The organism is Streptomyces flaveolus (genome assembly GCF_014648815.1).
GTDB classification, from domain to species: domain Bacteria; phylum Actinomycetota; class Actinomycetes; order Streptomycetales; family Streptomycetaceae; genus Streptomyces; species Streptomyces flaveolus.
Genome location: NZ_BMRV01000019.1, coordinates 12,024 through 34,130, shown reverse-complemented (window position 1 = coordinate 34,130; position 22,107 = coordinate 12,024). Strand labels below are relative to the sequence as shown.

Sequence of the window (22,107 nt, the reverse complement as noted above, 5' to 3'; positions counted from 1 at the left end):
CCGGCAGGGCCGCCGCGTCCGCGGCGTCACAACGCCCGGGTCGCGTATGCCCTGACGTCGGCGTCCGTGTCGCTCGTGACGGTCGCGAGCGCCGTCCGGGCGTCCTCGGTGGTGGCCGTGTGCCGGGTCAGGGCCAGGACGGCCGCCTTGCGGACGTCGGCGTTCGGATCGGCGAGGACCTCGGCGAGGACGGGGACCGCGGCGCCGGACGCGGCGGCGGACAGCGCGGTGGCCGCGCCCGCCCGCACCTGCCAGGCCGGGTCGGACAGCGCGGCGACCGCCCGTGCCGCCAGGGGGGCCGGGCAGCCCGTCTCCGCCAGCGCCGCGAAGGCCGCGCCCCGGACCAGGGCGTCGGAGTCCTCGGTGAGCCGGTCGTGAGCGCCGCCCGCGAGGGGGGCCGCCCGCAGTGTGCCCAGCGCCTTGGCGACGGCCACCCGGACCTCGCGGGACGGGTCCCCGGCAGCCGGTGAGAGCGACTCCGCGGCGTCCAGGGAGACCAGCCCGCGCACGGCCTCGATACGCACGGAGGTGTCCGGATCGCCGAGGGCCCCGGCGAACGTGCCGGGGTCGCCCAGCCGCAGGACGCGCAGCAGGTCGAGCGCGGTGGCCCGGACCACGGGGTCGGACCGGTCCAGCGCCCGGACGAGGGGCTCGCCCAGCGCCGGTTCGGGTGCCAGCGTCTCGGCCAGCTCGCGCAGCGAGGCCGCGGCGGCGGCGCGTACCTCGCCGTCCGGGTCGGACAGGGCGGTGGCGAGCGCCGGACCGGTGCCGGCGGGCACGGTCTCGGTCAGCACGGTGACCGCCGTGCGCCGGACGGCGGGGTCGGGGTCGGACAGGTACGGGCGGAGGGCGGCGAGTTCGGGCTCGTTCTCCGCCAGGGCCAGCAGTTCCAGCAGCCGGGGGGAGGACGTCGCGGCCGACTCGGCGGTCCCGTGGCCGCCGGCGCCCGGGGCCACCGTGGGCAGCGTGCCCGTGGCGCGGGGCGCGGCGTCGCGTGCGCCGGCCGTCGCCACCTGCTCCGGGTGCACCTCGCCGAGGTGCCGGGAGAGGCCGCCGACCGGCGTGAACTCGTCGACCGGCACCAGATAGGGAGCCACGGGACGGGCCGTGAACTCCATCGCACCGGAGGGGGACTTGTGCAGATCGAGGTGGTGGAACCAGGAGACGTCGTCGCGCTCGGGGATGTCGACGCGCTCGTGGTAGAGGCCCCAGCGGGACTCCGTGCGGGCCAGGGAGGCCCGGGCGGCCATCTCCGCGCAGTCGCGGATGAAGTCGACCTCGGCGCAGCGCATCAGCTCGTGCGGGGTGCGGGCGCCCATAGCCGCGATGTCCGCGCGCATCCGCTCGAAGGACTCCAGGGCCAGCGACAGCCGCGCCCCGGACTTCGGCGGGGCCACGTAGTCGTTCACGAAGCGGCGCAGTTTGTACTCGACCTGGGGCTGCGGCGGGCCGTCGGGGTTGCGCAGCGGGCGGTAGACCAGTTCGTGCGCGGCGTGCAGCTGGTCGGCCGGCAACTCGCCCTCGTACGGCCGGTACCGGGCGGCGTCGGCGCCCGCCAGGTCGCCGAAGACGAACGCTCCGATCATGTAGTTGTGCGGCACGCAGGCCAGGTCTCCGGCGGCGTAGAGGCGGGGGACGGTGGTGCGGGCGTGGTCGTCGACGCGGACGCCGGAGGCGGAGTGGCCGCCGCACAGGCCGATCTCGGAGATGTGCATCTCGACGTCGTGGGTGCGGTAGTCGTGGCCGCGGCCCGCGTGGAAGGTTCCGCGGGTAGGGCGTTCGGTGGAGTGCAGGATCGACTCCAGGGCGGAGACCGACTCCTCCGGCAGGTGGCTGAGCTTCAGGTACACCGGGCCGCGGTCGCTGGCGACCTCCGCCGCGAACTCGGCCATCATCTGGCCCGACCAGTAGTCGGAGTCGACGAAGCGCTCGCCGTGCCGGTTGACCTGGTAGCCGCCGAAGGGGTTGGCGACGTAGGCGCAGGCCGGACCGTTGTAGTCCTTGATCAGCGGGTTGATCTGGAAGCACTCGATGCCGGTCAGTTCGGCGCCCGCGTGGTAGGCCATGGCGTAGCCGTCGCCCGCGTTGGTGGGGTTCTCGTAGGTGCCGTAGAGGTAGCCGGAGGCGGGCAGGCCGAGCCGGCCGGCGGCGCCGGTCGCCAGGATCACGGCGCCCGCGCGGACGGTCACGAACCGCCCCGTGCGGGTGTTGAAGCCGGCCGCGCCCACCGCCCGGCCCTCCGCCGTCAGGACCCGTACCGGCATCACGCGGTTCTCGATGCGGATCCGCTCCCGCATCTCGCGCCGCCGGAGCTGCCGGTAGAGGACCTTCTTGACGTCCTTGCCCTCCGGCATCGGCAGCACGTAGGAGCCGGACCGGTGCACCTGGCGGACCGCGTAGTCGCCGTGCTCGTCCTTCTCGAACTTGACCCCGTACGACTCCAGCCGCTGGACCATGGCGAAGCCGCGGGTGGCGGTCTGGCGGACGGTGGACTGGTCGACGATGCCGTCGTTGGCGCGGGTGATCTCGGCGACGTAGTCGTCGGGTTCGGCACGGCCGGGGATGACGGCGTTGTTCACGCCGTCCATGCCCATGGCGAGGGCGCCGGAGTGGCGGACGTGGGCCTTCTCCAGCAGCAGTACGTCCGCGCCCTGCTCGGCGGCGGTCAGCGCGGCCATGGTGCCGGCGGTGCCGCCGCCGATGACGAGGACGTCGCAGGTGAGTTCTTCGGCGTCGGTGAGGGCGGGGATCTCCACCAGAGGGCCTTTCAGGTGCCGAGGGATGTCAGGACGTCGCGCCGCAGCGCCACGCGGGCCGGGTCGTCGTGCGCGGTGCGGTCCCGGGGGCGGGGCACGTCGCGTACGGCGGTGAGCCGGCCGGAACCGAGCAGGGCGACCCGGTCGCCGAGGAACAGGGCCTCGTCCACGTCGTGGGTGACGAAGACGACGGTCGCACCCGTGCCGCGCAGCACCTCGACCAGCAGGTCCTGCATGCCGGCGCGGGTCTGGGCGTCGAGGGCGCCGAAGGGCTCGTCCATCAGGACGGCCCGGGGGCGCGCGGCGAGGGCCCTGGCGAGCTGGGCGCGCTGGCGCTGGCCCCCGGAGACGCGGTGCGGCAACTGCCGGGCGTGCGCGGTGAGTCCGACCCGTTCCAGCCAGGTGGCCGCCTGTGCCCGGCGCTCGGCGCGGGGCAGGCCCTGGATGGCGAGGGGGAGTTCGACGTTGGCGCGCAGCGAGCGCCAGGGCAGGAGGGCGTCCTCCTGGAAGACCAGCGCGCGGTCCGCCCCCGGTCCGTCGATCCGCAGGCCGTCCTGTTCGGCGGACCCGGCCAGCGGGGGCAGCAGCCCGGCCAGGGTGCGCAGCAGCGTCGACTTGCCGCAGCCCGACGGGCCGACCACGGTGAGGATCCCGCCCGGGGAGACGTCGACGTCCACACCGGTCAGCGCGGGGGCGTCCGGGCGGCCGAGGACGGCGCCGCGCAGGGCGAGGCGGGTGCCGCGCGAGGGGCTCCGGGGGCCGGCGGCCGCACGGGTCTCAGTCTCGGACGAGGTGCTCATCGCGTGCCTCCTCGGGCTCGGTGCCCTTGCGTACGGCGGGCACGGCGGGTGCGTCGGCGCGGGCGGAGGGTGCGGCCGTGCCGGCCCGCGCGGACCGGGAGCGGGCGGCGCCGGGCACGTACGACGCGCGCGGCAGCCAGCGGGTCAGGCGGCGGCCCAGCAGCTCCACGGCCGTGGAGGTCAGCCAGCCCAGGACCCCGATGGTGACCATGCCGACGAACACGCCCGGATAGTCGACGACGGTGTAGTCCTGCCAGGTGCGGTACCCGACGCCGTACTGGCCGGAGATCATCTCGGCGGAGATCACGCAGATCCACGACACGCCGATCCCGACCGACAGCCCGCCGAAGACGCCGGGCAGCGCGCCCGGCAGGACGACCGAGGCGAGCACCCGCCACCGGCCGCCGCCCATTGTGCGCACCGCCTCCTCCCACACGGGGGTCAGCGCGCGGACCGCGTGCCGGGTGGAGACCAGGACGGGGAAGAAGGCGGCGGTGCAGGTGATGAAGACGATGCCCTGCTCGTTGGAGGGGAAGAGGAGGATCGCGACGGGGACCAGGGCGATGGCCGGGATGGGGCGGATCACTTCCAGCACCGGGCCGAGGAGGTCCTCGGCGAGCCGCGAGCGGGCCACGAGCACGCCGGTGGCCACGCCCAGGACGGCGGCGAGCAGGAAGCCGGTGAGGATGCGGGTGAGGCTGTCGGTGAGGTCCGTCCAGTAGTCGGGGCCGGCCAGCCGGTCGGCGAAGGTGCGGGCCACGTCGGTGACGGTGGGGAACTGCGAGAAGCGCAGCCAGAGGTCGATGTCCCGGCTGGTCAGCAGCTGCCAGAGACCGAGGGCGGCGGCGAGCGAGGCGACGCGCAGCGCGTACCGGGTCACGACGCGCGCTCCAGTGCCTCGGCGTACGAGACGACGCGTGCTCCGCCGTGTCCGGCACGGTACGCCTCGGCGGTCGCCGGTGTGACGAACGGCAGCAGTTCGTCGCCGTCGGCCACCCACACCGACCGGTCGGCGAACCACAGGGTGCCGGTGGTGGTGTCGGGGACGTAGGCGGCCCGGACGTCGTCGCGGTGGGCGGCGACGTGCCGCAGCAGGGCGGTGGGGGAGGTGAAGGGGAGCGTCTTGCGCGCGCCCTTCGGCCAGACCTCGCCGGCCGGCTTCGGGGGTGCGGAGGCGAGCCGTTCGGCGTACGCGGTGGGGCCGAGTGCCTTCTTCACGTACCGGTCGTCGACGAAGGCGTCCACGTCCACGTCGCCGGTCAGCTTCGCGTCCTCGAGGACCGACACGTCCTCCTTCAGGGCGGCGACGAGCTGGGGCTTGATCGCCGGATCGAAGGTGGCGATGCCCTGGGCGCCGTTGTAGAGGTAGACGGCCTCGGCGGGGAGGCCGGTGGCCTTCGCGACCGTCTCGGCGGCGTCCACCGGGTGCGCGTCCAGGTAGTCGGTCGCCTGGGTCTGGGCCTTCAGGAAGGCGTCCAGCACGGCCGGGCGCTTCTTCGCGAAGTCCTCGCGGGCGGTGACCCCGTGGAAGGTGGGCAGGTTCAGCTGCGCACCGTCGTACAGGGCCTTCGCCTTGCCCTGCTGGGCGAGCAGGCCCGGCCAGGCGACGAACTGCGACAGGGCGTCCGCGCTGCCCGAGGACAGGGCGGACGCGCCCACGGCCGGTTGCTGGTTGAGCTTTTCGATGTCCTCGTCCGGGTCGAGGCCGGCCCGCTGGAGCGCCCGTACGAGGGTGCCGTCGGCGGCCGAGCCGACGCTGGTCGAGACCCTCTTGCCCTTGAGGTCCTTGAGCGAGGTGAGCGACGAGTCGGGTGCGGTGACGATGGTGTTGAGGCCGCCGCGGAGGTTGTAGCCGGTGACCGAGACCAGGCGGGTCGGCTTGCCGAGCTGCTTGCCGCGGGCCGCGTTGATGAGCAGCGGGAAGTCGCCCATCGAGCCGATGTCGATCTTCCCGGCGGTCATCTGCGCGGTGATGGGCGCGCCGGTCGCGTAGTCCTGCCAGTTCACCTTGTAGGTGACGCCGTCTCCGAGGGCGTTGAGCTGCTTCTCGAAGTAGCCGAGGGAGCGCAGGAGGGTGCCGGCCGTGACCGTGTTGATCGTCCGGGACTGGTAGCCGACGGTCACGGTGACCGTCGAGCCGTCGGCGGACGCGTCGCCGCCGCAGGCGGTGAGGGGGAGGAGCAGTGTGGCGACGGCCGTGGTGGCCAGGACGGCGGAACGTTCGGGTTTCATGGGAGTCGGCCTCTCACCGGAGCAGGTAGGGCATGTTGACCGTGACGGCCCCGGTGGGGCAGCGGGCGGCGCACGGGCCGCAGTACCAGCACTCGTCGACGTGCATGTACGCCTTGCCGTTGCTCTCGTCGATGGCGAGGGAGTCCAGCGGGCACATGTCCACGCAGAGGGTGCAGCCGTCGATGCACTTCGACTCGTCGATGGTCACGGGCACGTCGGCCCGCTGGGGCGCCAAGGGCATGGCTGTCTCCAGGGATGTGCGCGAAGGAGGGTGGTTACCGGGACCGGTGCAGGAGGCCGCTCATCGCGATGCGGTCACCGCGGAAGCGGATGAACTCCAGGTCGACGGGGCGGCCGTCCGCGAGGTGGGTGAGGCGTTCCAGCATGAGGACCGCCGTGCCGCGCGGTGCCTCGAGCACGGCGGAGCAGTGCGCGTCCGCGGTGACCGCCTCCAGGGTGATCTCGGCGTGGCCGAGGGGCCGGCCGGTGACGGACTCCAGGAGGCGGAAGACGTCGGTGTTCTCCAGATCGGTGCCGAGCAGGGCGGTGCCGATGTCGAGGGGCAGGTAGGTGAGGTCGAGGGAGAGCGGGATGCCGTTCAGGCGGCGCAGGCGCTCGATGTAGAGGACGTCGGTGCCGGGTGGCACGTGGAGGCGTTCGGCGACCGGGGCGGGTGCCCGGACCGGGACCGTCGTGCGGACCTCGTTGGTGACCCGGCCGTGTTCGTGCAGGGTTTCGGCCAGGCCCATCAGACGGTCCAGGCCGTGGGCGTACTTGCGGGCCACGACCACGGTGCCGACGCCGGGCTGGCGGGCGACGAGGCCCTCGGCGCGGAGCAGGTCCAGTGCCTCGCGGACGGTGTTGCGGGAGGCGCCGTACTCGGTGGCGAGGGCGTCCTCGTGGGGGAGCGTGGCGTCGGGGAAGGCCTCCGTGAGGATCTGGCGGCGGAGCAGGTCGGCGAGTTGGCGGGCCCGGTCGGCGCGCAGCCGGCGCCGCGCGCGGTGGGCGGCGACGGTGGTCGCGCCCTGGCCGGCGTGGTCTCGGATGCGGTCGGTGGGGGGCATGGCTGGAACCATACCTATCCGGTGGGGTTTGCGGTGTTGCTGGATTGTTGCGCCACCGGGGGCTCCGCCGGGGGTGGGGATGAGCTGGGGTTTCCTGGTGGCTGGGGGGAGATGCGCCACCGGGGCCGGGGTGTCCGGTGGGGTCGGTTGCGGGGGTCCGGCGTTTGGCGGTGCGGAGCGCCGGCGCCGGGCGGGGGTGGGGTGTGTGGCCCGCGCAGCGGGGTGCCGCCACGCCCGCCCGTGCCGCCCCTGGGAGTACCTCCCAGCCCAGTTGAGGCACTGGGGAGGCACGATGTCCTACGGCTACGGCTACGGCTACGGCTACGGCTACGGCGGCGCGGCGGCTCCCGCGGCACGGCTACTGTCCGCGGCTCCCGCCGCCAGGGCGGCCAGGGCGGCGCGGCACCGTCGTGGCCGCCCGGGGGCGACCGCACGCGCGCGGGCGGCACAGGGCTGTCGAGGCTGCCCGTCGCACCGGTTGAGCAGTGGTTACGTCAGAGCCGTCAGGCCCGGGGCGAAGGTGATCAGGAGGGGGAGGAGGGGGACCAGCGCGGCCGTCGCCGTGGTCAGGGCCCGGTCGCGGGGGGTCAGGCGGGGCGGGGGTTCCAGGAGACGGTCGACCCGTTCGCCGAGGAGGCGGTGGCTGGAGGCGCAGGACAGGACGCCCCGGTGCTGGTTCAGCTCGATCAGGGCCAGGGCCGTGGTCAGGTGGCCGCAGCGCCGGGAGGCGGTGTCGTCGGCGGCGAGTTCGACCAGGCGGTGCGTCTGGTCGCAGAAGTGGGAGAAGAGCGGGACCCGCGGGAAGCCGGTGGCCAGGGCGGTGGACAGGTGCAGCAGCCAGTCGTGGCGGGCCCGGGCGTGACCGCGTTCATGGGTGAGCACGGCGTCGAGCTGATGGTCGGTGAGGCGGTGCAGGGCGCCCGTGGTGACGATCAGCTGGGGCGGGCTGCCGGGCATCCACCAGGCGTCCGGGTACTCGTCCTCCAGGACGAGGAGGGGACCGCGGGCCCGGGGGAGGCCGGCGGGCAGGTCGGGGGCGCGTTCGCGCAGGTGCGCACGGGACCGGGCGCGGCGCCGGCGGGCCTCGACGAGCTCGCGGACGAGCATCGCGGTCGTCCAGGCGGCGCCCCCGGCCAGCAGCAGGGTGAAGGCGGCCGCCCAGGGCGGGCCGGCGGAGAGGTTGTAGGCGGCGGTCACCGCGGGCGGCGCCGGTGCGAACAACTGGGCGCGCACCGTGCCGAAGACGGCGGTGGCGCCGAGGACGAGGGACGTCAGGCAGCACAGCAGGACGGTGGCGACCAGGCACTGCCACACCCACAGCGCGACGACGGGATCCCGCTCGGGCCACGCGGACCGGGTCAGCGCGCGCGGCACCGGCACGGCGGCGGTCACGGCGACGACGAACAGCAGGAGCAGGCAGACGGTCATGCCACGGGCTCCGGATCCTGGTCGGAAAGGCGGCTCTGGCTGTGGTGCTGTGGTGCTGCGCGGCGATGTGCACCGCCCGACGCCAGTATGACGGGGACGGGCGGTGCGAGTCAGGTGCCGACGGGCATCGGATTCCTGTACGGGGGGCCAGGGGCGTGGCCCGCGCCCGGCACGTGCCTACCGTCCGACCACCCGCCCGGTCACCTCCCCGAGTCCCACCCGCAGGCCGCCCGGCCCCGGTGCCCACGCGGACAGGGTCACCACGTCCCCGTCCTCCAGGAACGTCCGCTTGCCGTCGGGGAGTTCCAGCGGATCGCGGCCGTTCCAGGTCAGCTCCAGCAGCGACCCGCGTTCCCGCTCGGTGGGCCCGCTCACCGTGCCCGAGCCGTAGAGGTCGCCGGTGCGCAGGGAGGCGCCGTTGACGGTCATGTGGGCCAGCTGCTGGGCGGCGGTCCAGTACATGGTGGAGAAGGGCGGCTCGGAGATCACGTGCCCGTTGACCGCGACCGAGATCCGCAGGTCGTAGCCGCCCGGTTCCTCCTCGGCGTCGTCCAGGTAGGGCAGCAGCCCGTGGGTGCGCTCGGGCGGGGCCACCCGCGCCTCGTCCAGCGCGTCCAGCGGCGTGATCCAGGCCGACACCGAGGTGGCGAAGGACTTGCCGAGGAACGGGCCGAGGGGGACGTACTCCCAGGCCTGGACGTCCCGCGCGGACCAGTCGTTGAGCAGGCACAGCCCGAAGACGTGCTCGCGGAAGTCGCCGAGCGGCACCGGACGGCCCAGCTCGGACGGTGTGCCCACCACGAAGCCGACCTCGGCCTCGATGTCGAGGCGGACGGACGGGCCGAAGACGGGAGCGGCGTCGGCCGGGGCCTTGCGCTGCCCGTAGGGCCGTACGACGTCCGTGCCCGACACGACGACCGTGCCGGAACGGCCGTGGTAGCCGATCGGCAGGTGCTTCCAGTTCGGGGTGAGGGAGTCCTCGGCGTCGGGGCGGAAGATCTGGCCGACGTTCCGGGCGTGGTTCTCGGAGGCGTAGAAGTCGACGTAGTCCGCCACCTCGAAGGGCAGGTGCAGGGTCACCGACGACAGCGGGTGGAACAGCGGCTCCAGGGCCTCCCGGTGGGACGGGACCGTCACCCAGGCCGTCAGCGCGCGCCGCACGTCCGACCAGGCGGTGCGGCCGGCCGCCAGCAGCGGGTTCAGCGTCGGCCGCGCCAGCAGTGAGGCGTACGGCGATCCGAGCGCGTGGGCCGCCGCGCCCGCGTCCAGGACGTGGTCGCCGAGTCGGACGCCCACCGTCCGCTCCTGCGCGCCCCGGATCGAGAACACGCCGTACGGAAGGTTGTGCGGGCCGAAGGGATCGCCCTCGGGGACATCGAAGGGGGGCATCGGGTGCTGCCTCGCTTTCGTGCTCGCCGTGCGCCACGTGATCCGTGGCCGCGCCACACGTTACGGGTGGCACCCGGGTCTTGGGCAGTGCCCGAAGAGGTGGCGGCGACCGGCGCGGCATGGCGGGGACAGGCGGGCTGACGTGCGGCGAGTGGCCCGGCGCCGGGGCGGACGGTGAGAAGAGTGACCCGTGGGGCGGCCCGCTCCGCCCGCGGGAGCGGGCCGGACGGTGGCGCTGCGCCACCGTCCGTGTGCGGGAAGTTGTCCACAGGCCGGGACGCAATCTTGACGGAGCGGTGCGAACGGGGCGACTCTGGGCGGGTGCCGGAAGGCCTCGGGGAGGGGGCGTTCCGATGGCACATCAGGGGGACGGATGGCCACAGGGGAGGCCGGTCCGGGTCCGGCGCGGTCTGGTTCGCAGCCGAGAGAGCGGCTCGAAGAGACCATGCGCAGCCGACTCGGCCGGGAATGCGTCTACGTACCGTCGTGCCGTTTCGGGCTGTACGCGGCACTGCGTCACTGGTGCCCGCCGGGCGGCCGGGTGCTGATGTCGCCGGTCAACGACGACGTCATCTTCTTCGTCGTCCTCGCCGCCGGGCTGCGGCCGGTGCAGGCGCCGCTGAATCCGCTGGACGCGTCCATCGACGTCGATGCCGTGCCCGAGGAGGTGTGGGGTTCCCTGTCCGCCGTACTGACGACCAATCTGTACGGCAACCCGGACCCGGCACCCCGGCTGCGGGAGCGCTGCGACGCGCTCGGCATCCCGCTGTTCGAGGACGCGGCGCACGCCATCGGCAGCGAGGTGGGCGGGCGGCCCGTCGGCACGTGGGGCGACGCGTCCGTGTTCAGCCTGTCCAAGCACGTCGGCGCCAAGGCCGGCGGGATCCTCTCGGTCGCCGACCCGGGGCTGCGGGAGGCCCTGGCGAAGTCCTGCGACGACCTGCTGCTGCCGCGCCGGACCACGGCCGAGGTCGCCTACGCGGTACGGCCGTACGCGGAGGCGGCCGTGCGCGGTCTGCGGCTGAGACGGGCGGCCTGGGCCACGCTGCGGCTCCTGGGGAAGATGGAGCGCGAGGAGATCCGGATGCCGCTCAGGCCCGGCGAGCTGGCCCGGGCGGTCGCCTCGGCACCGGATCTGGAGGCGCACGACCCGTGGGTCCGCGTCGACATGCACGACTACCGCCTGCGGTCCGGCCGGTTCCGGCTCGGGCGCGTCGGGCGCGGACTCGACCGGCTGGACGACGTGCTCGCGGGCTGCCGGGCGGGCACGGACCTGCTGCTGTCGACCCGCTGGGCGCACCCGGCCGGCGGCCGGCGGCCGGACGGGGCGCAGCCGTTGTTCCGCGTACCGCTGTTCGTGGCGGACCGGGACGCGGCGATCGGGGCGCTGGCCCGCCGGGGCATCGTCGTCGGCTACCTCTACGATCCGCCGCTGGACGACTACGCGGGCGCGGAGTTCACCGACCTCTCCCCCAGCCCCGAGGGGGCGCGCTGGTTCGCGCGGCACGCGCTGCCCGTCGACCCGCTGCGCGCCCGCGCGGTCGTCCGGGTGCTGGAGGAGTGCGGGGCGCGGCCTGCCGAGGCGCCGGAGGGGGCGGGACCGTCCCGTGGCTGAGACGCGGGTGCACGAGGCCGCCGCGGCACCCGCCGGCGGCGACCCGGAACGGCCGGAGGGCGGGCACGGCTCCGACTCGCTGTTCAAGAACGCCTACTTCCTCATGCTCAGCACCGGCGTCTCCGCCGTGCTCGGCCTCGGCTTCTGGCTCGTGGCCGCCCGCTACTACTCGGAGGAGGCCGTCGGCCAGGGCTCGGCCGCCATCGCCGCCATGCGGCTGCTCGCCAGCATCACGGCGACCACGATGATCGGCGCCGTCGTCCGCTTCGTGCCGCGCGCCGGACGGGCGACCGGGCCCCTGGTGCGGCGTGCGTACGTGGCCAGTTCGGTGGTCGTGGTCGTGGCCGCCGTGGTCTTCCTGCTCACCCTCGACCTGTGGGGCGCCTCGTACGCGCCGCTCGGCACCCCCGCGGCGGGTGCCCTGTTCGTCGCCGCGTGCGTGGCCTGGGCGCTGCTCACCCTCCAGGACGGGGTGCTGACCGGACTGCGCAAGGCCGAATGGGTGCCGGCCGGGAACGCGGTGTTCTCGGTCGGCAAGCTGATCCTCCTGGCCGTCTTCGCCTCCGCGCTGCCGGTGCTCGGCATCTTCGTGTCCTGGGCCGTGGCCATCGCCTTCTCCACCCTGCCGCTCGGCTGGCTGATCTTCCGCAGGCTCATCCCGCGCCAGGCCGCCGCCGACCACGACGTGGAGCCGCCGAAGGCCCGAGAGATGGGCCGCTTCCTGGCGGGGGACTCGCTGGGCGCGCTGTTCAGCCTGGCGATGATCAACCTGCTGCCGGTGATGGTCGCGGTCCGCTTCAGCGCCGCGGAGAACGGCTTCTTCTACGTGGCGTACACGGTCGGCGGCACGATGGAGTTCATGGCCATCAACATGGCCTCCTCGCTCACCGCGCACGCCTCGCACGACCCCCGCCACCTCGCCGACGGCGTCCGCGGGGCGCTGCGCCGCATGACGCTGCTGCTGGTGCCGGTCGTGCTGGTCCTGGTCGTCTTCGCCCCGCAGATCCTCGCCCCCTTCGACGCGGACTACGCCGAGCACGGCTCCACGGTGCTGCGGCTGCTCGCCATCGGCGCGCTGCCGAGGATCGTCGTCGAGCTGTACATCGGCGTGCTGCGCGTCCAGGGACGCACCGGCGTGCTCGCCGCCGTGCAGGGCACCATGTGCACCCTCGTCCTGGGCAGCGCGGCCGCGCTGTTCACCCCGGCCGGGATCGCGGGCGCCGGCTGGGCGGTGCTGCTGAGCATGACGCTGGTCGCCGTGGGCTGCGCGCCCGGTCTGCGGTCCGCCCTGCGCGGCGGCGCCGGCACCGGCGGCAGGAGACCGCGCGGCGGCCGGGACTCCGACGGCCCCGACTACGGCACCAGCTGGGCCCGTCTGAACGCGGCCGCCGGGTACGGCACCACGTGGGCGCGCCGGGCCGCCTACGAGCAGAAGGACGCCGACGGCGACACGGCCACCCTGTTCATCGGCCGTCCCGGCTACGAACGCGAGGCGCTGCAGGCGGACACGCTGGCCCTGATCGTGCGGCCTCACGACTCCGGCCCCGGGGCCGGGACCGGCGGCCACGACGGACCGGCGCAGCCCGCGGAGGCCGGGCCGGCCGAGCGCGCGGAGCGGTGGCTGAGGGGCGCCCTGTGGTCCCTGCTCGCCGTCGCCACGGTGGTCTTCTGGGCGGCGCTGCGCGATCTGCCCCGGCTCGGCGGCGCGTCCGCGGCCGGCGGGACCGGGCTGACCGGGCGCCGCCTGCTGGAGGGCCTGCCGTCCCCGGCGCTCGTAGCGGGAGGCGTGCTGCTGGTGGTGTTCGTGGCGTCGGTGACGCTGTGCGCCGCGCGCGAGGTGTGGCTGCCCGGGGCCGCGCTGGGATCGGCGCTGATCGCACTGCACGCGGCGCCCGCGGCCCTCGGCTGGGAACCGGGGCCGGTCGGTGGGGCGTTGTACGACGGACCGGCGGGGTTCCTGGCGGAGGCGCTGGGCCTCGACGGGCCCGGGCCGCTGCTGCGGTGGGGGCCGCCGGCCCTTTGGCTGCTGTGTCTCGTGCCGCTGTGGCTGCTGCTCGCCCGCGTGGGCGGACGGCTGGGCTGGGCGCTGCGCTGGGGCGTGCTGTATCTCGTCGCGGTGGGCGGCTGGGTGTGGCGGGAGACGCTCGCACCGGCCGCGCTGCCGGCGCTCGCCGTGCTCACGGTGCTCGTCCTGCTGGTGCCGCTCGGCCGTGCCGCGGCGGCGAGGAGACTCCCGCGCCCCGGCGGCACGGAAGGCCGTCCGGGGCACTGAGCCGGGCCCCGGCCGGACCGGGCCGGGGCCCGGTCAGCGGGTCGGCACCGGCTGGTGGAAGTACCCGTTCTCCCCGGCCTCCCGGTAACCCTCCAGTCCCGGCCCCTCGTTGACGGTGAGGTCGCACACCGCCTTGTCCGAGGTCGGCCGGTTCCAGTGGACCAGCGCCTTCACCTGCGGCAGCTTCTTCACGTCGGCGGGGATCCGGGTGTACCAGTCGCGCTGGCGCACGGGGTTGGCGGCGTCGGGCGCGGTGGCGAACTCGGCGAGCATCACGGGCTTGTCGTCGGTGATGTGCGCGCGCAGCCACGTGTAGCTGGGCTGCTGGCTGCGCAGGAAGTCCTTCCAGTCCGTGGTGTCGTGGCACTGGTAGTAGTTGTACTGGTCCATGGCGATCCAGTCGACGTACGCGTCCCCGGGGTAGAGCGCCTTCATCTCGTCCGCGCTGCCGAGGTAGCCGGAGACGGTCCACACCCACACGACGTTGTCGGCCCCCAGTTCCCGGAACCGGTCGTGCAGGTGCCGGTACGCCGCGACGAACTCCTCCGGGGTGCCCGCGCCTTCCTTGATGCGGGCGTCGGTCTCCTGGTCGAAGGAGAGGAAGACGCGCTTGCCGTAGGCCTTGATGCGCCGTATCTGCGGATCGAGGATCTCCTCGTCGTACTTCCCGGAGGCGATGTTCTTCCAGCCGAGCTGGGTCTCCGTCCAGTTCTCGTGGTGCGGCTCGGTCCAGACGGTGGACTCCCAGGCCAGCATGAGCAGCCTGTCCCTGCCGAGTTCCTGCTCGTCCGGCGTGAGCAGTTGCCCGTCGAGTTCGGAGCCCGACATGTCGTGGTAGTTGTAGACGAGGTCGAGCTTGCGGCCGATCCGCTTCTCGAAGCCGAGCACGGCGTCCTTGAGCGAGCCGTTCCCGGCGTACGGCACGTAGGCGCCCCACCAGGCCCCGCAGGGCGGGACCAGTGTGTCGGTGGGGGCGCAGGGGCCGGTGGGCAGCTCGCCCGAGGCGGCGTTGCCGGGCACGGCGTCCGCGGCGGCCGGCTCCGGGTCCTCGGAGCGGCTGGCCCAGATGCCGAGTCCGGCGAGCAGTGCGGCCACCACCACCAGGACGACGGCCGTGTAGGTGCGCTTCGCGGCGCCCTCCATGTCGATCACCCCGCGGGTTACGGACGGTGTGTGCGGTCCGCCCGACCGGTGGCGGCCCGTCATGCGCTGCCACCGCCGGCCGGCCTGCGTTTGGCGCGTTCGACCGCGCCGCGCCGGGCGGCGGGCAGCGGCAGCCCGGGCAGGGCCGCGGTGACCGTGGTGAAGACGGCGAGCGAGACGAGGAACGCGGTGGCCGAGAAGCCCTCCACCAGGAACAGCGAGGTGGCGGTCAGGACGCCGAGCGAGAGGCTGACCGGCGCGACGAGCGCGACGGCCTCCAGCCGGGCACCGGCGGCCAGCCCGCCGGGCTGCGGATACAGCGCCGCGCAGCCCGGTCCGAACAGGGTGAAGAGCAGCACCGGTATCCAGCGCAGCGGCGAGGGGCCGGGCAGGGCCGTGGTGGCCAGGGCGAGCCAGCCCGAGGCGGCGACGAAGACCCTGAGGTGTGCCGGGGTGACTCTGAGGCCCTTCGCCGCCTCGGCGCTGCTGTCGATGTCCGCGGAGTCCGGGATGGTGTTCATGGACTGACCTGACTGCCCTTCGTCGTCACTGCGATCACCTTGTGGTCGTTCAGCGGGTGGCCGGCCGGTACTCCAGGACGACGCCGTACGGATGGGCCTCGACGGTCTCGAAGAGCGGCGAGGCGGTCAGCTTCGTCCGCAGCGTCTCGAAGCCGCCGGCCGGCAGCAGGCCCTCTCCGGCGGTGTAGATGTCCTGGGTGCGGGTGAGGACGACGTACGTCCTGGTCCCCGGCGGGATCCCTTCGGCGAGGTAGCCGGCCGGGTCCTTCAGCATCCTCTCGTTCTCGGGCAGCTCCTGCTCGGCGAAGTACCAGTGCTCCAGACGGTCGTAGCGGTGCAGCGCCTGCGGGAAGGAGCCGGTGGTGGCGAGGATCAGCGAGCCGTCGGGCGCGCTGTCGAGGGCGCGGGTGACCAGCGCGGTCTCCTCGGGCGGCGTGTAGTACATCTTCTCCTTGCCGTAGTACGACGGCAGGAAGCCGGCCAGCAGCACCAGCAGTACGGCGGGCAGGGCGACGGCCGCGGCCCTGCCGCGCCAGACCTTCGCCCGGCCGGGGCGGGCTCCCGCGGCGGCCGGGACGAGTGCCGCGGCGGCGAAGAAGGCGGCGCCGGGCAGGCCGAACAGGTAGACGCGGAAGAGCATCTCGCCGCCGTAGTCGTTGACCGCGAACAGCGGTACGGGGGCGACGGAGACCAGCAGCAGCGGCAGCGCGCTGCGGGTCAGCCGGCGCCGCAGCACGACGGCCAGGCCGGCGAGGACGACGATCGCGAGGACCATCAGCACGTTGGCCCTGCCCGCGAGTTCGGGTCCGGGTCCGGTGAGCTGTCCCGCGTAGCCCGCGCGGGAGTTCTGGGTCAGCTCGCCGATCGACTCCTTCAGGGTGGACAGCGTCTCCACGAACAGGGGTCGCCCCATGGTGAGGTCCCAGGTCAGCATCAGCAGCCCGGCGACTGCCAGCAGTCCGGCGTTGCGGTAGCGGCGGGTCAGGTTGAGCGCGAGCAGGCAGACGCAGAGCATCACGGGGGTCAGCTGGTGCGTCGCGTTGACCGCGGCGATCAGCGGGGCGAGGACCACGACGCAGACGGCGCGCTGCCGGTGGTTCGTGGGCGGCGGCACGGCGGCGGCCGCCGGGTCGAGGGCGCTGCGGTCGCGCAGCCGCCCGGCGGATCCGGGGCGCACGAAGTGCCGCAGCACCACGGCGATGACCGTCAGGTGCAGCAGGTAGGCGAGCCCCTGGGGGGCGAAGTAGTCCTGGCCCACCCAGTTGGCGAGCTGGAAGATCCACACGGCGGTCCACACCAGCCGCCAGTCGCGGCAGAAGGTGCGGTAGATCAGGATCAGCACCGGGATCATCAGCAGACCGAAGACGATCGGCGCCCAGTTGAGGTACGCGGCGGCGCTCTCCACGCCCAGGGCGCGGGTGAGGCCGGCGTTGAGGGTGAAGAAGCCGGGCCACTGGTCGTACGCGGACATGTTGCCCGACAGCGCCGCCTCCGGGCGCAGCTCGCCGTTGGCCAGCAGGGTGTTGACGACGGCGTCGTGCTTGGAGGCCCACGGGTAGCGCACCGCGTCGTACAGCACCGCCGGGGGTGCCTTGAGGGCGAACAGCAGCGCGGCGCAGTGCGCGGCCGGCCACCAGGGTGCGGCGGCGGCGCGCCGCAGGCTGAGGACGAAGCCCGCGGTGAGGACGAGCAGGGAGAGGTAGTAGGCCACGGGCAGCCGGTCCAGCAGGCCGTAGTCGCCCATCTCCCGGAAGCCGATGCGGGGCAGTGCGTAGATCCACAGGCAGCCCGCGAGCAGCAGGGTCAGCAGGCCGGTGGCGGGAAGGCGGGCCGGTACCCGGCCGGCGCGCCCCGGCCCGGTGACGGGGTCGGGGGCAGGCAGCGCGCTGCTCTCGGCGGTCGGTACGGGCACATGGTGCTGCACGTTGAGACTCCCCTCCCCAGGTCAACTATAGGAATTTTCTCGGCTTTTCACACCAAAATCGGCGGACTGGGCCCGCTGGGCGACGGCCGCCCGCACGGCAGTGGTTCAGCCTGCGAAGACGGGACCCCGCACGACGGCGCGGGCCCGGCGGTACCACCGCCAGCCGACCGTCCTCGGCCCGTCCCGGTACGGCGCGACCCGGGCACCGCCACCCGCCAGCCAGGCCCGGACGTCGGCGACGGTGTGGCCGCGGCGCACGATGAGGCGGGCGATGCGGTACCGCTCGTCGCGGTCGGAGCTGAGCGCGTGCCGCACCGCGGTGGCCGTCTCGTAGCCGGCGCGGGCCGACATGGCCCTGACCCGCGGGCTGTTGTAGCCGTGCGGGTAGGCGAGGTGGCGGACCGGGTGGCCGAGGGCGTCCTCCAGCACGTCCTTCGACGTGCGCAGTTCGTACGCCAGGTCCTTGCCGGACAGGGTGTCCAGCTGGGCGTGGGTGACGGTGTGGCTGCCGATCTCCATACCGGCACGCTCCAGCTCCGCGGCCCCGCCCAAGGTCATCATCGGGGCGGGCGGCAGCAGGCTGCGGCCGCCCGGGGTGACGGCCCCGGTGGTGAGGTAGGCGGTGGCGGGCAGCGCGCGGTCGGCCAGCGCCTCGGCGGTCGGGCCCGGCAGGTCGGCGAAGCCGTCGTCGAAGGTCAGCAGCACGGGCCGGGGCGGCAGGGGCGCCCGCCCGGCGAAGTGGTCGGCGACCGCGCTGATGGTGACGGGTGTGCGCCCGCTGTCGACGATGGCGTCGAGGTGGGCGGTGAACTCCTTCGGCGTGACGGTGAACTCGGCGATCCAGTCGGGCGGATCCGCCATCACCGCGTGGTAGAGGAAGACGGGAATGCAGTCGTCGCCCGCCCGTCCTCTGCCGTCCGCTGTGTCGTCGCCGCGGTAGCCCCTCGTCCTCATCTCGTCCCCCTGGGAGCGGACCGGAGGGCGTGCCGCGCACGCAGGTAGCCCACCGGCCCGTAGACCATCCCCCGCCGCTGCAACCGCGACAGACGCCGTGGCCACGGGTGGGTCCATTCGTCGTGGCCGCCCGGAGCGCCGCCGCCGTCCGTGTCGCGGACGGCGGTCAGCGAACGCGCGTGGGCCAGCCCGCGCGGCAGCCGGGCCAGGAACGCCGGCAGCAGCGCCGGCCGGTTCACCAGGATCGCCGTGAGGTACGCGGTGAGTCCCGCGCCGTAGCCGTACGCCTGGGTCTCCAGGTCCCGCCAGGTCTCCCGGTGGTGGTGCCACACCAGGGCCGTCGGGGTGTAGTGCAGCCGCCCGCCCTGGGCGAGGACGCGCACGAAGCCGTAGAGGTCGTCGCCGCCCCGCGCGTGTGTGCCCGCGCCGGTCGCCGGGTCGAAACCGCCGGCCGCGCGCAGCGCCGCCGTACGGAAGGCCATGTTGGCGCCGGAGCCGAAGCGCCCCGCGGTGAACGGGAACAGCGGTTCGTCGGCGGGCGGGTGCTCCGGGTCGTACGTGCGCGGGGTGAAGCCCTTCGCGAAGCCGCCGTGGCTCTCCAGCAGCACCTGGGCCGGGGTGCGCAGCCGTGCGGGCAGGATCAGCCCCGTGGCACAGCCCAGGCGAGGGTCGGCGGCGAAGGGCGAGGACAGCTCGGTGAGCCAGCGCGGGTCGGCGACCACGTCGTCGTCGGTGAAGGCGACGACCTCGCCCCGCACGGCGGCCAGGCCCCGGTTGTGGGCGATCGCGAGTCCGGGGACCGGCTCGCACACGTACCGCACGCGCTCGGCGTACTTCCGCTCGACCAGCTCCCGCGTCTCGTGGGTCACCGGGGCGTTGTCGACGACGACGATCTCGGCGTCCGGATGGTCCTGCGCGAGCAGGGAGTCGAGCGCGCGGGCGAGCTGCCCGGCCCGCTCCCGGGTGGCGACGACGACGCTGACGGACGGCGGTCCGGGCAGCGGGGCGGACGCGGGCCCGGGCACCGGCCCGGGTGGCGCCGCGGGGTGCAGTCGCCGGGCGAGCCCGGCCAGCGTCCGCGCCGGGTCCTCCCCCTCCGCCACCCGCCCGAGCAGCGTGCCCACGGGCCGGCCCCTCCTGCGGACCAGGACGAACACCGCGCCGGACGTCACCGGCGGACACCCCGGCCCCGGTCTGAGGCCGGCCTCCTCCCCGTCCCCGAGATCCAGCTCGGCGACCTGCACCGGCTCGGTGCTCAGGAACCTCTCGATCTCCTGCCGTGTCTCCTGCCGCGCACGCCGTGCTCCGGCCATGCGCCCCACCCCCTTGTGGTTGCCCCTCCGTCACGACCGGCGCAGCCGGGCCGCCCCCTTCAGCGTGCGTGCCGCCAGCGACGCCAGCCGCGGCCGGTCGCGCACGAAGCTGTGCGCGCGGCGGGCCGGCTCGCGGCCGAGCCAATGCAGTGCGGCGCCCGCCCCCGGACGCGTCGCCGTTCCCTCGTACACGGGCAGTTCGCCGGTCTTCAGCGAGTCCTTGTACTCCGCCGCGCCCCGCCCCATGTCGAGCAGGCCGATGCCCTCGGCGGCGGCGGCCTCGGCCATCCGCAGATGCAGCACCAGCCCCGGCGAGTACTTCGCGAAGTCCGGGTCGTACGCCGGGAACCAGCAGGCCAGGACCGACGCCGAGCGCAGCCCGAAGTGGGCGGCGACGGGCCGGTCGCCGGCGTAGAGCACGGACAGCGTCCCCTTGCACTGGGGCGCCCGGGTCTCGGCGAGCCGTCCGACGAGCCGGGTGATCCACTCCTGCGCGAAGCGGTCCCGGCGTCCCGTCCTGCGGTACTGCGCAGACTTCCACTCCATGAGCGTGCGCAGCGCGGCCGGTTCACGCTCGTCGAAGACGAAGCGCACGTCCCCGACCTGCCGGCCCAGCCTGCGCTCCTTGGCGAGGGTGGTCTTCAGGAACTTCGGGGACTGGGCGCGCAGCACGCTCTCGTACGCCTCGTACCCCTTCTCCACATCGATGACGTAGGAGGTGTGCTCCTCGGCGGCGTACGGCACGAACAGGCCCTGCTCGGCCTCCAGATTGTCGAAGGCGAGGCTCGACAGGGAGCAGGCCCGCAGCAGTTGACGGGTGTCCGTGGCGAGGCCCGGCCGCAGCACCGCGCCCTGGCAGTCCGAGACCCCGAGCCCGATCGCCCGGCCCTGGCCCAGCGGCCCGCGCTCGTGCGGCAGGAAACCGGCGGCCTCCCCGCCCTCGTACAGCACCGCCACCCGCGCCCCGGCCCGTACCCGGCCCACGACCTCGGTGAACTCCGGCTCCATGAACGGATTGCGGGGCGACCTCGATGCGGCGCGCAGCGCGCGCCAGCGCTCCCGTTCCCCCTCGCTCAGCTCCTCCGGCCTGAGCACACGTACACGTCCGCCGTTCAACCCGACCCCCCGATCAAGTCCCCCCTGGACAAAAGGACGGTACCCCCGGGGCAGCCCGGAGGGTAGAAGGCAGAGCATGTTGTTGCCAACTGGTGCACAGGCCTTTAACTGCCTTTAGACGATGTTGTGTCAGGTTTCGGACACCTGCGAACGTCCTCGTGCGCATCCGGTCGTGCGTGAGTCGGACAGGTGCGGTGTCCGTATTCTCTGATCATGGACCGCACCGCATATGCCCTCGTCGCCACCGACCTCGACGGAACGCTGCTGCGCGGCGACGACACCGTCTCCGACCGGTCGCTGGCCGCGCTGGCGCGGGCGGCCCGGGCCGGGGCGCGGCACCTGGTGGTGACGGGGCGCCCGGCACCGAGGGTCCGCTCCCTGCTCGACGGTCTCGGCTGCACGGGGCTCGCGGTGTGCGGACAGGGCGCGCAGGTGTACGACGCCGGCGCGCACCGGATGCTGTGGTCGGTCACCCTGGACCGGGAACTGGCGGAGACCGCGCTCGGCAAGATCGAGGCGGAGGTGGGGGAGGTGTACGCCGCGGTCGACCAGGACGGTGTCGACGGGCTGACGCTCATCGAGCCGGGCTATCTGATGCCCCACCCGACGCTGCCCGCGGTGCGGGTCGAGCGGCGCGACGAGCTGTGGAGCGCGCCGATCAGCAAGGTGCTGCTGCGCCACCCGGACCTGTCCGACGACGAGCTGGCGGCCACGGCGCGTGCGGTGGTCGGTTCGCTCGCGACGGTCACGATGTCGGGGCCGGGGACGGTGGAGCTCCAGCCGTGCGGTGTCACCAAGGCGACCGGTCTGGCACTCGCCGCCGAACACCTGGGGCTGAGCCGGCGGCGGACGATCGCCTTCGGGGACATGCCCAACGACATCCCCATGTTCCACTGGGCGGCCCGCGGGGTCGCCATGGCGGGCGCCCACCCCGAACTCAAGGCGGTCGCGGACGAGGTCACCACGACGAACGAGGACGACGGCGTGGCCGTCGTCCTCGAGCGGATCTTCGGGGCCTCCTGACACGCTCGGCGCGTGTCAGGAGGCCCCGGTTCTCCGTTGTGCCGCTGTGCGGGGGGTGGCTCAGTACGCGCCGAAGACGTTGTCGATCGAGCCGTACCGGTCGGCCGCGTAGTTGCAGGCGGCGGTGATGTTGGCGACCGGGTCGTACGAGTCCCAGGAGGTGCCGGCGACGTGGTACGCCTGGAAGGTCGGGTCGATCACCTGGAGCAGGCCCTTGGACGGGGTGCCGTTGATGGCGTTGATGTCCCAGTTGTTGATGGCCAGCGGGTTGCCGGACGACTCCCGCATGATGTTGCGGTAGATGCCGTCGTAGGACCCGGGAATCCCGTGCTGGGCCATGATGTCCAGCGACTCGCGGATCCAGCCGTCGAGGTTGTCCGGGTACGCCGTCGTCGCCGTGGTGGCGGCGGTGGTCGTGGCGGCCGGGGTGGCGGCGGACGCGGTGGCGGCGCCGATGAGCGGCAGGGCGAGCACGGCGGCGCCGGTGCCGGCGACGGCGAGCTTGCGGGCGAGGCGGCTGGTTCGAGCGTGACGGTTCTGACCGTTGGCAGGCATGT

Annotated in this window: 18 protein-coding genes; 3 read left to right on the top strand and 15 right to left on the bottom strand. The window is 73.9% G+C overall.

Going from position 1 to position 22,107, the window contains the following annotated elements:
• Positions 1-26: 26 nt before the first annotated feature.
• From IEZ05_RS31895 to fahA, 8 genes are all read right to left on the bottom strand, one after another.
• A complete protein-coding gene (locus tag IEZ05_RS31895; protein ID WP_189233784.1) occupies positions 27-2,756 on the bottom strand; it encodes a fumarate reductase/succinate dehydrogenase flavoprotein subunit in 2,730 nt (909 codons plus the stop codon).
• A gap of 11 nt (positions 2,757-2,767) precedes the next feature.
• Positions 2,768-3,556, bottom strand: coding sequence for an ABC transporter ATP-binding protein (locus IEZ05_RS31890; protein WP_189233783.1), 789 nt, complete (start codon positions 3,554-3,556; stop codon positions 2,768-2,770).
• On the bottom strand, positions 3,534-4,436 hold the full coding sequence (locus tag IEZ05_RS31885) for an ABC transporter permease (protein WP_189233782.1): 903 nt from the start codon (positions 4,434-4,436) through the stop codon (positions 3,534-3,536). The genes IEZ05_RS31890 and IEZ05_RS31885 overlap by 23 nt, the downstream gene beginning before the upstream one ends.
• Positions 4,433-5,788 (bottom strand): ABC transporter substrate-binding protein, encoded by a 1,356-nt coding sequence (locus IEZ05_RS31880; RefSeq protein WP_189233781.1) that lies wholly within the window; start codon positions 5,786-5,788, stop codon positions 4,433-4,435. Before IEZ05_RS31880 ends, IEZ05_RS31885 begins: the two co-directional genes overlap by 4 nt.
• A gap of 13 nt (positions 5,789-5,801) precedes the next feature.
• Positions 5,802-6,029, bottom strand: coding sequence for a 4Fe-4S dicluster domain-containing protein (locus tag IEZ05_RS31875; protein ID WP_010986276.1), 228 nt, complete (start codon positions 6,027-6,029; stop codon positions 5,802-5,804).
• Between the two features lie 34 nt (positions 6,030-6,063).
• Positions 6,064-6,852 carry a GntR family transcriptional regulator gene (locus IEZ05_RS31870; RefSeq protein ID WP_189233780.1) on the bottom strand — a complete coding sequence of 263 codons (789 nt, stop codon included), beginning with the start codon at positions 6,850-6,852 and terminating at the stop codon, positions 6,064-6,066.
• Positions 6,853-7,341: 489 nt separating this feature from the next.
• The gene (locus IEZ05_RS31865) at positions 7,342-8,280 is read right to left on the bottom strand and encodes a M56 family metallopeptidase (RefSeq protein ID WP_189233779.1); all 939 of its coding nucleotides are present in this window, start codon (positions 8,278-8,280) and stop codon (positions 7,342-7,344) included.
• 177 nt (positions 8,281-8,457) lie between these two features.
• Positions 8,458-9,669: a fumarylacetoacetase gene (gene fahA, locus IEZ05_RS31860; RefSeq protein ID WP_189233778.1), complete on the bottom strand. Its 1,212-nt coding sequence runs from the start codon at positions 9,667-9,669 to the stop codon at positions 8,458-8,460.
• Positions 9,670-10,042: 373 nt separating this feature from the next.
• On the opposite strand from fahA, the gene IEZ05_RS31855 reads away from it, so the two are divergent.
• Together IEZ05_RS31855 and IEZ05_RS31850 are read left to right on the top strand one after the other, a co-directional pair.
• On the top strand, positions 10,043-11,284 hold the full coding sequence (locus IEZ05_RS31855; RefSeq protein WP_189233777.1) for a DegT/DnrJ/EryC1/StrS family aminotransferase: 1,242 nt from the start codon (positions 10,043-10,045) through the stop codon (positions 11,282-11,284).
• Positions 11,277-13,556, top strand: coding sequence for a lipopolysaccharide biosynthesis protein (locus IEZ05_RS31850; RefSeq protein WP_189233776.1), 2,280 nt, complete (start codon positions 11,277-11,279; stop codon positions 13,554-13,556). The genes IEZ05_RS31855 and IEZ05_RS31850 overlap by 8 nt, the downstream gene beginning before the upstream one ends.
• Positions 13,557-13,589: 33 nt before the next feature.
• Here IEZ05_RS31850 and IEZ05_RS31845 read toward each other — a convergent pair whose 3' ends face one another.
• The 6 genes from IEZ05_RS31845 to IEZ05_RS31820 form a co-directional block, all read right to left on the bottom strand.
• Positions 13,590-14,699, bottom strand: coding sequence for a glycoside hydrolase family 26 protein (locus IEZ05_RS31845; RefSeq protein WP_189233775.1), 1,110 nt, complete (start codon positions 14,697-14,699; stop codon positions 13,590-13,592).
• A gap of 59 nt (positions 14,700-14,758) precedes the next feature.
• A complete protein-coding gene (locus IEZ05_RS31840) occupies positions 14,759-15,220 on the bottom strand; it encodes a hypothetical protein (protein WP_229869956.1) in 462 nt (153 codons plus the stop codon).
• 49 nt (positions 15,221-15,269) lie between these two features.
• Positions 15,270-17,144 carry a hypothetical protein gene (locus tag IEZ05_RS31835; protein ID WP_229869955.1) on the bottom strand — a complete coding sequence of 625 codons (1,875 nt, stop codon included), beginning with the start codon at positions 17,142-17,144 and terminating at the stop codon, positions 15,270-15,272.
• Between the two features lie 105 nt (positions 17,145-17,249).
• On the bottom strand, positions 17,250-18,005 hold the full coding sequence (locus tag IEZ05_RS31830; RefSeq protein WP_189233856.1) for a polysaccharide deacetylase family protein: 756 nt from the start codon (positions 18,003-18,005) through the stop codon (positions 17,250-17,252).
• A gap of 89 nt (positions 18,006-18,094) precedes the next feature.
• Positions 18,095-19,411, bottom strand: a complete 1,317-nt coding sequence (locus IEZ05_RS31825) for a glycosyltransferase family 2 protein (RefSeq protein WP_189233774.1) — start codon at positions 19,409-19,411, stop codon at positions 18,095-18,097.
• Between the two features lie 30 nt (positions 19,412-19,441).
• A complete protein-coding gene (locus IEZ05_RS31820; RefSeq protein ID WP_229869954.1) occupies positions 19,442-20,506 on the bottom strand; it encodes a GNAT family N-acetyltransferase in 1,065 nt (354 codons plus the stop codon).
• A 234-nt stretch (positions 20,507-20,740) separates the two neighbouring features.
• Between IEZ05_RS31820 and IEZ05_RS31815 the strand changes: the two genes are divergently transcribed.
• Positions 20,741-21,550, top strand: coding sequence for an HAD family hydrolase (locus IEZ05_RS31815; protein ID WP_189233772.1), 810 nt, complete (start codon positions 20,741-20,743; stop codon positions 21,548-21,550).
• 60 nt (positions 21,551-21,610) lie between these two features.
• Here IEZ05_RS31815 and IEZ05_RS31810 read toward each other — a convergent pair whose 3' ends face one another.
• A complete protein-coding gene (locus IEZ05_RS31810) occupies positions 21,611-22,105 on the bottom strand; it encodes a transglycosylase SLT domain-containing protein (protein WP_189233771.1) in 495 nt (164 codons plus the stop codon).
• Positions 22,106-22,107: the final 2 nt, after the last annotated feature.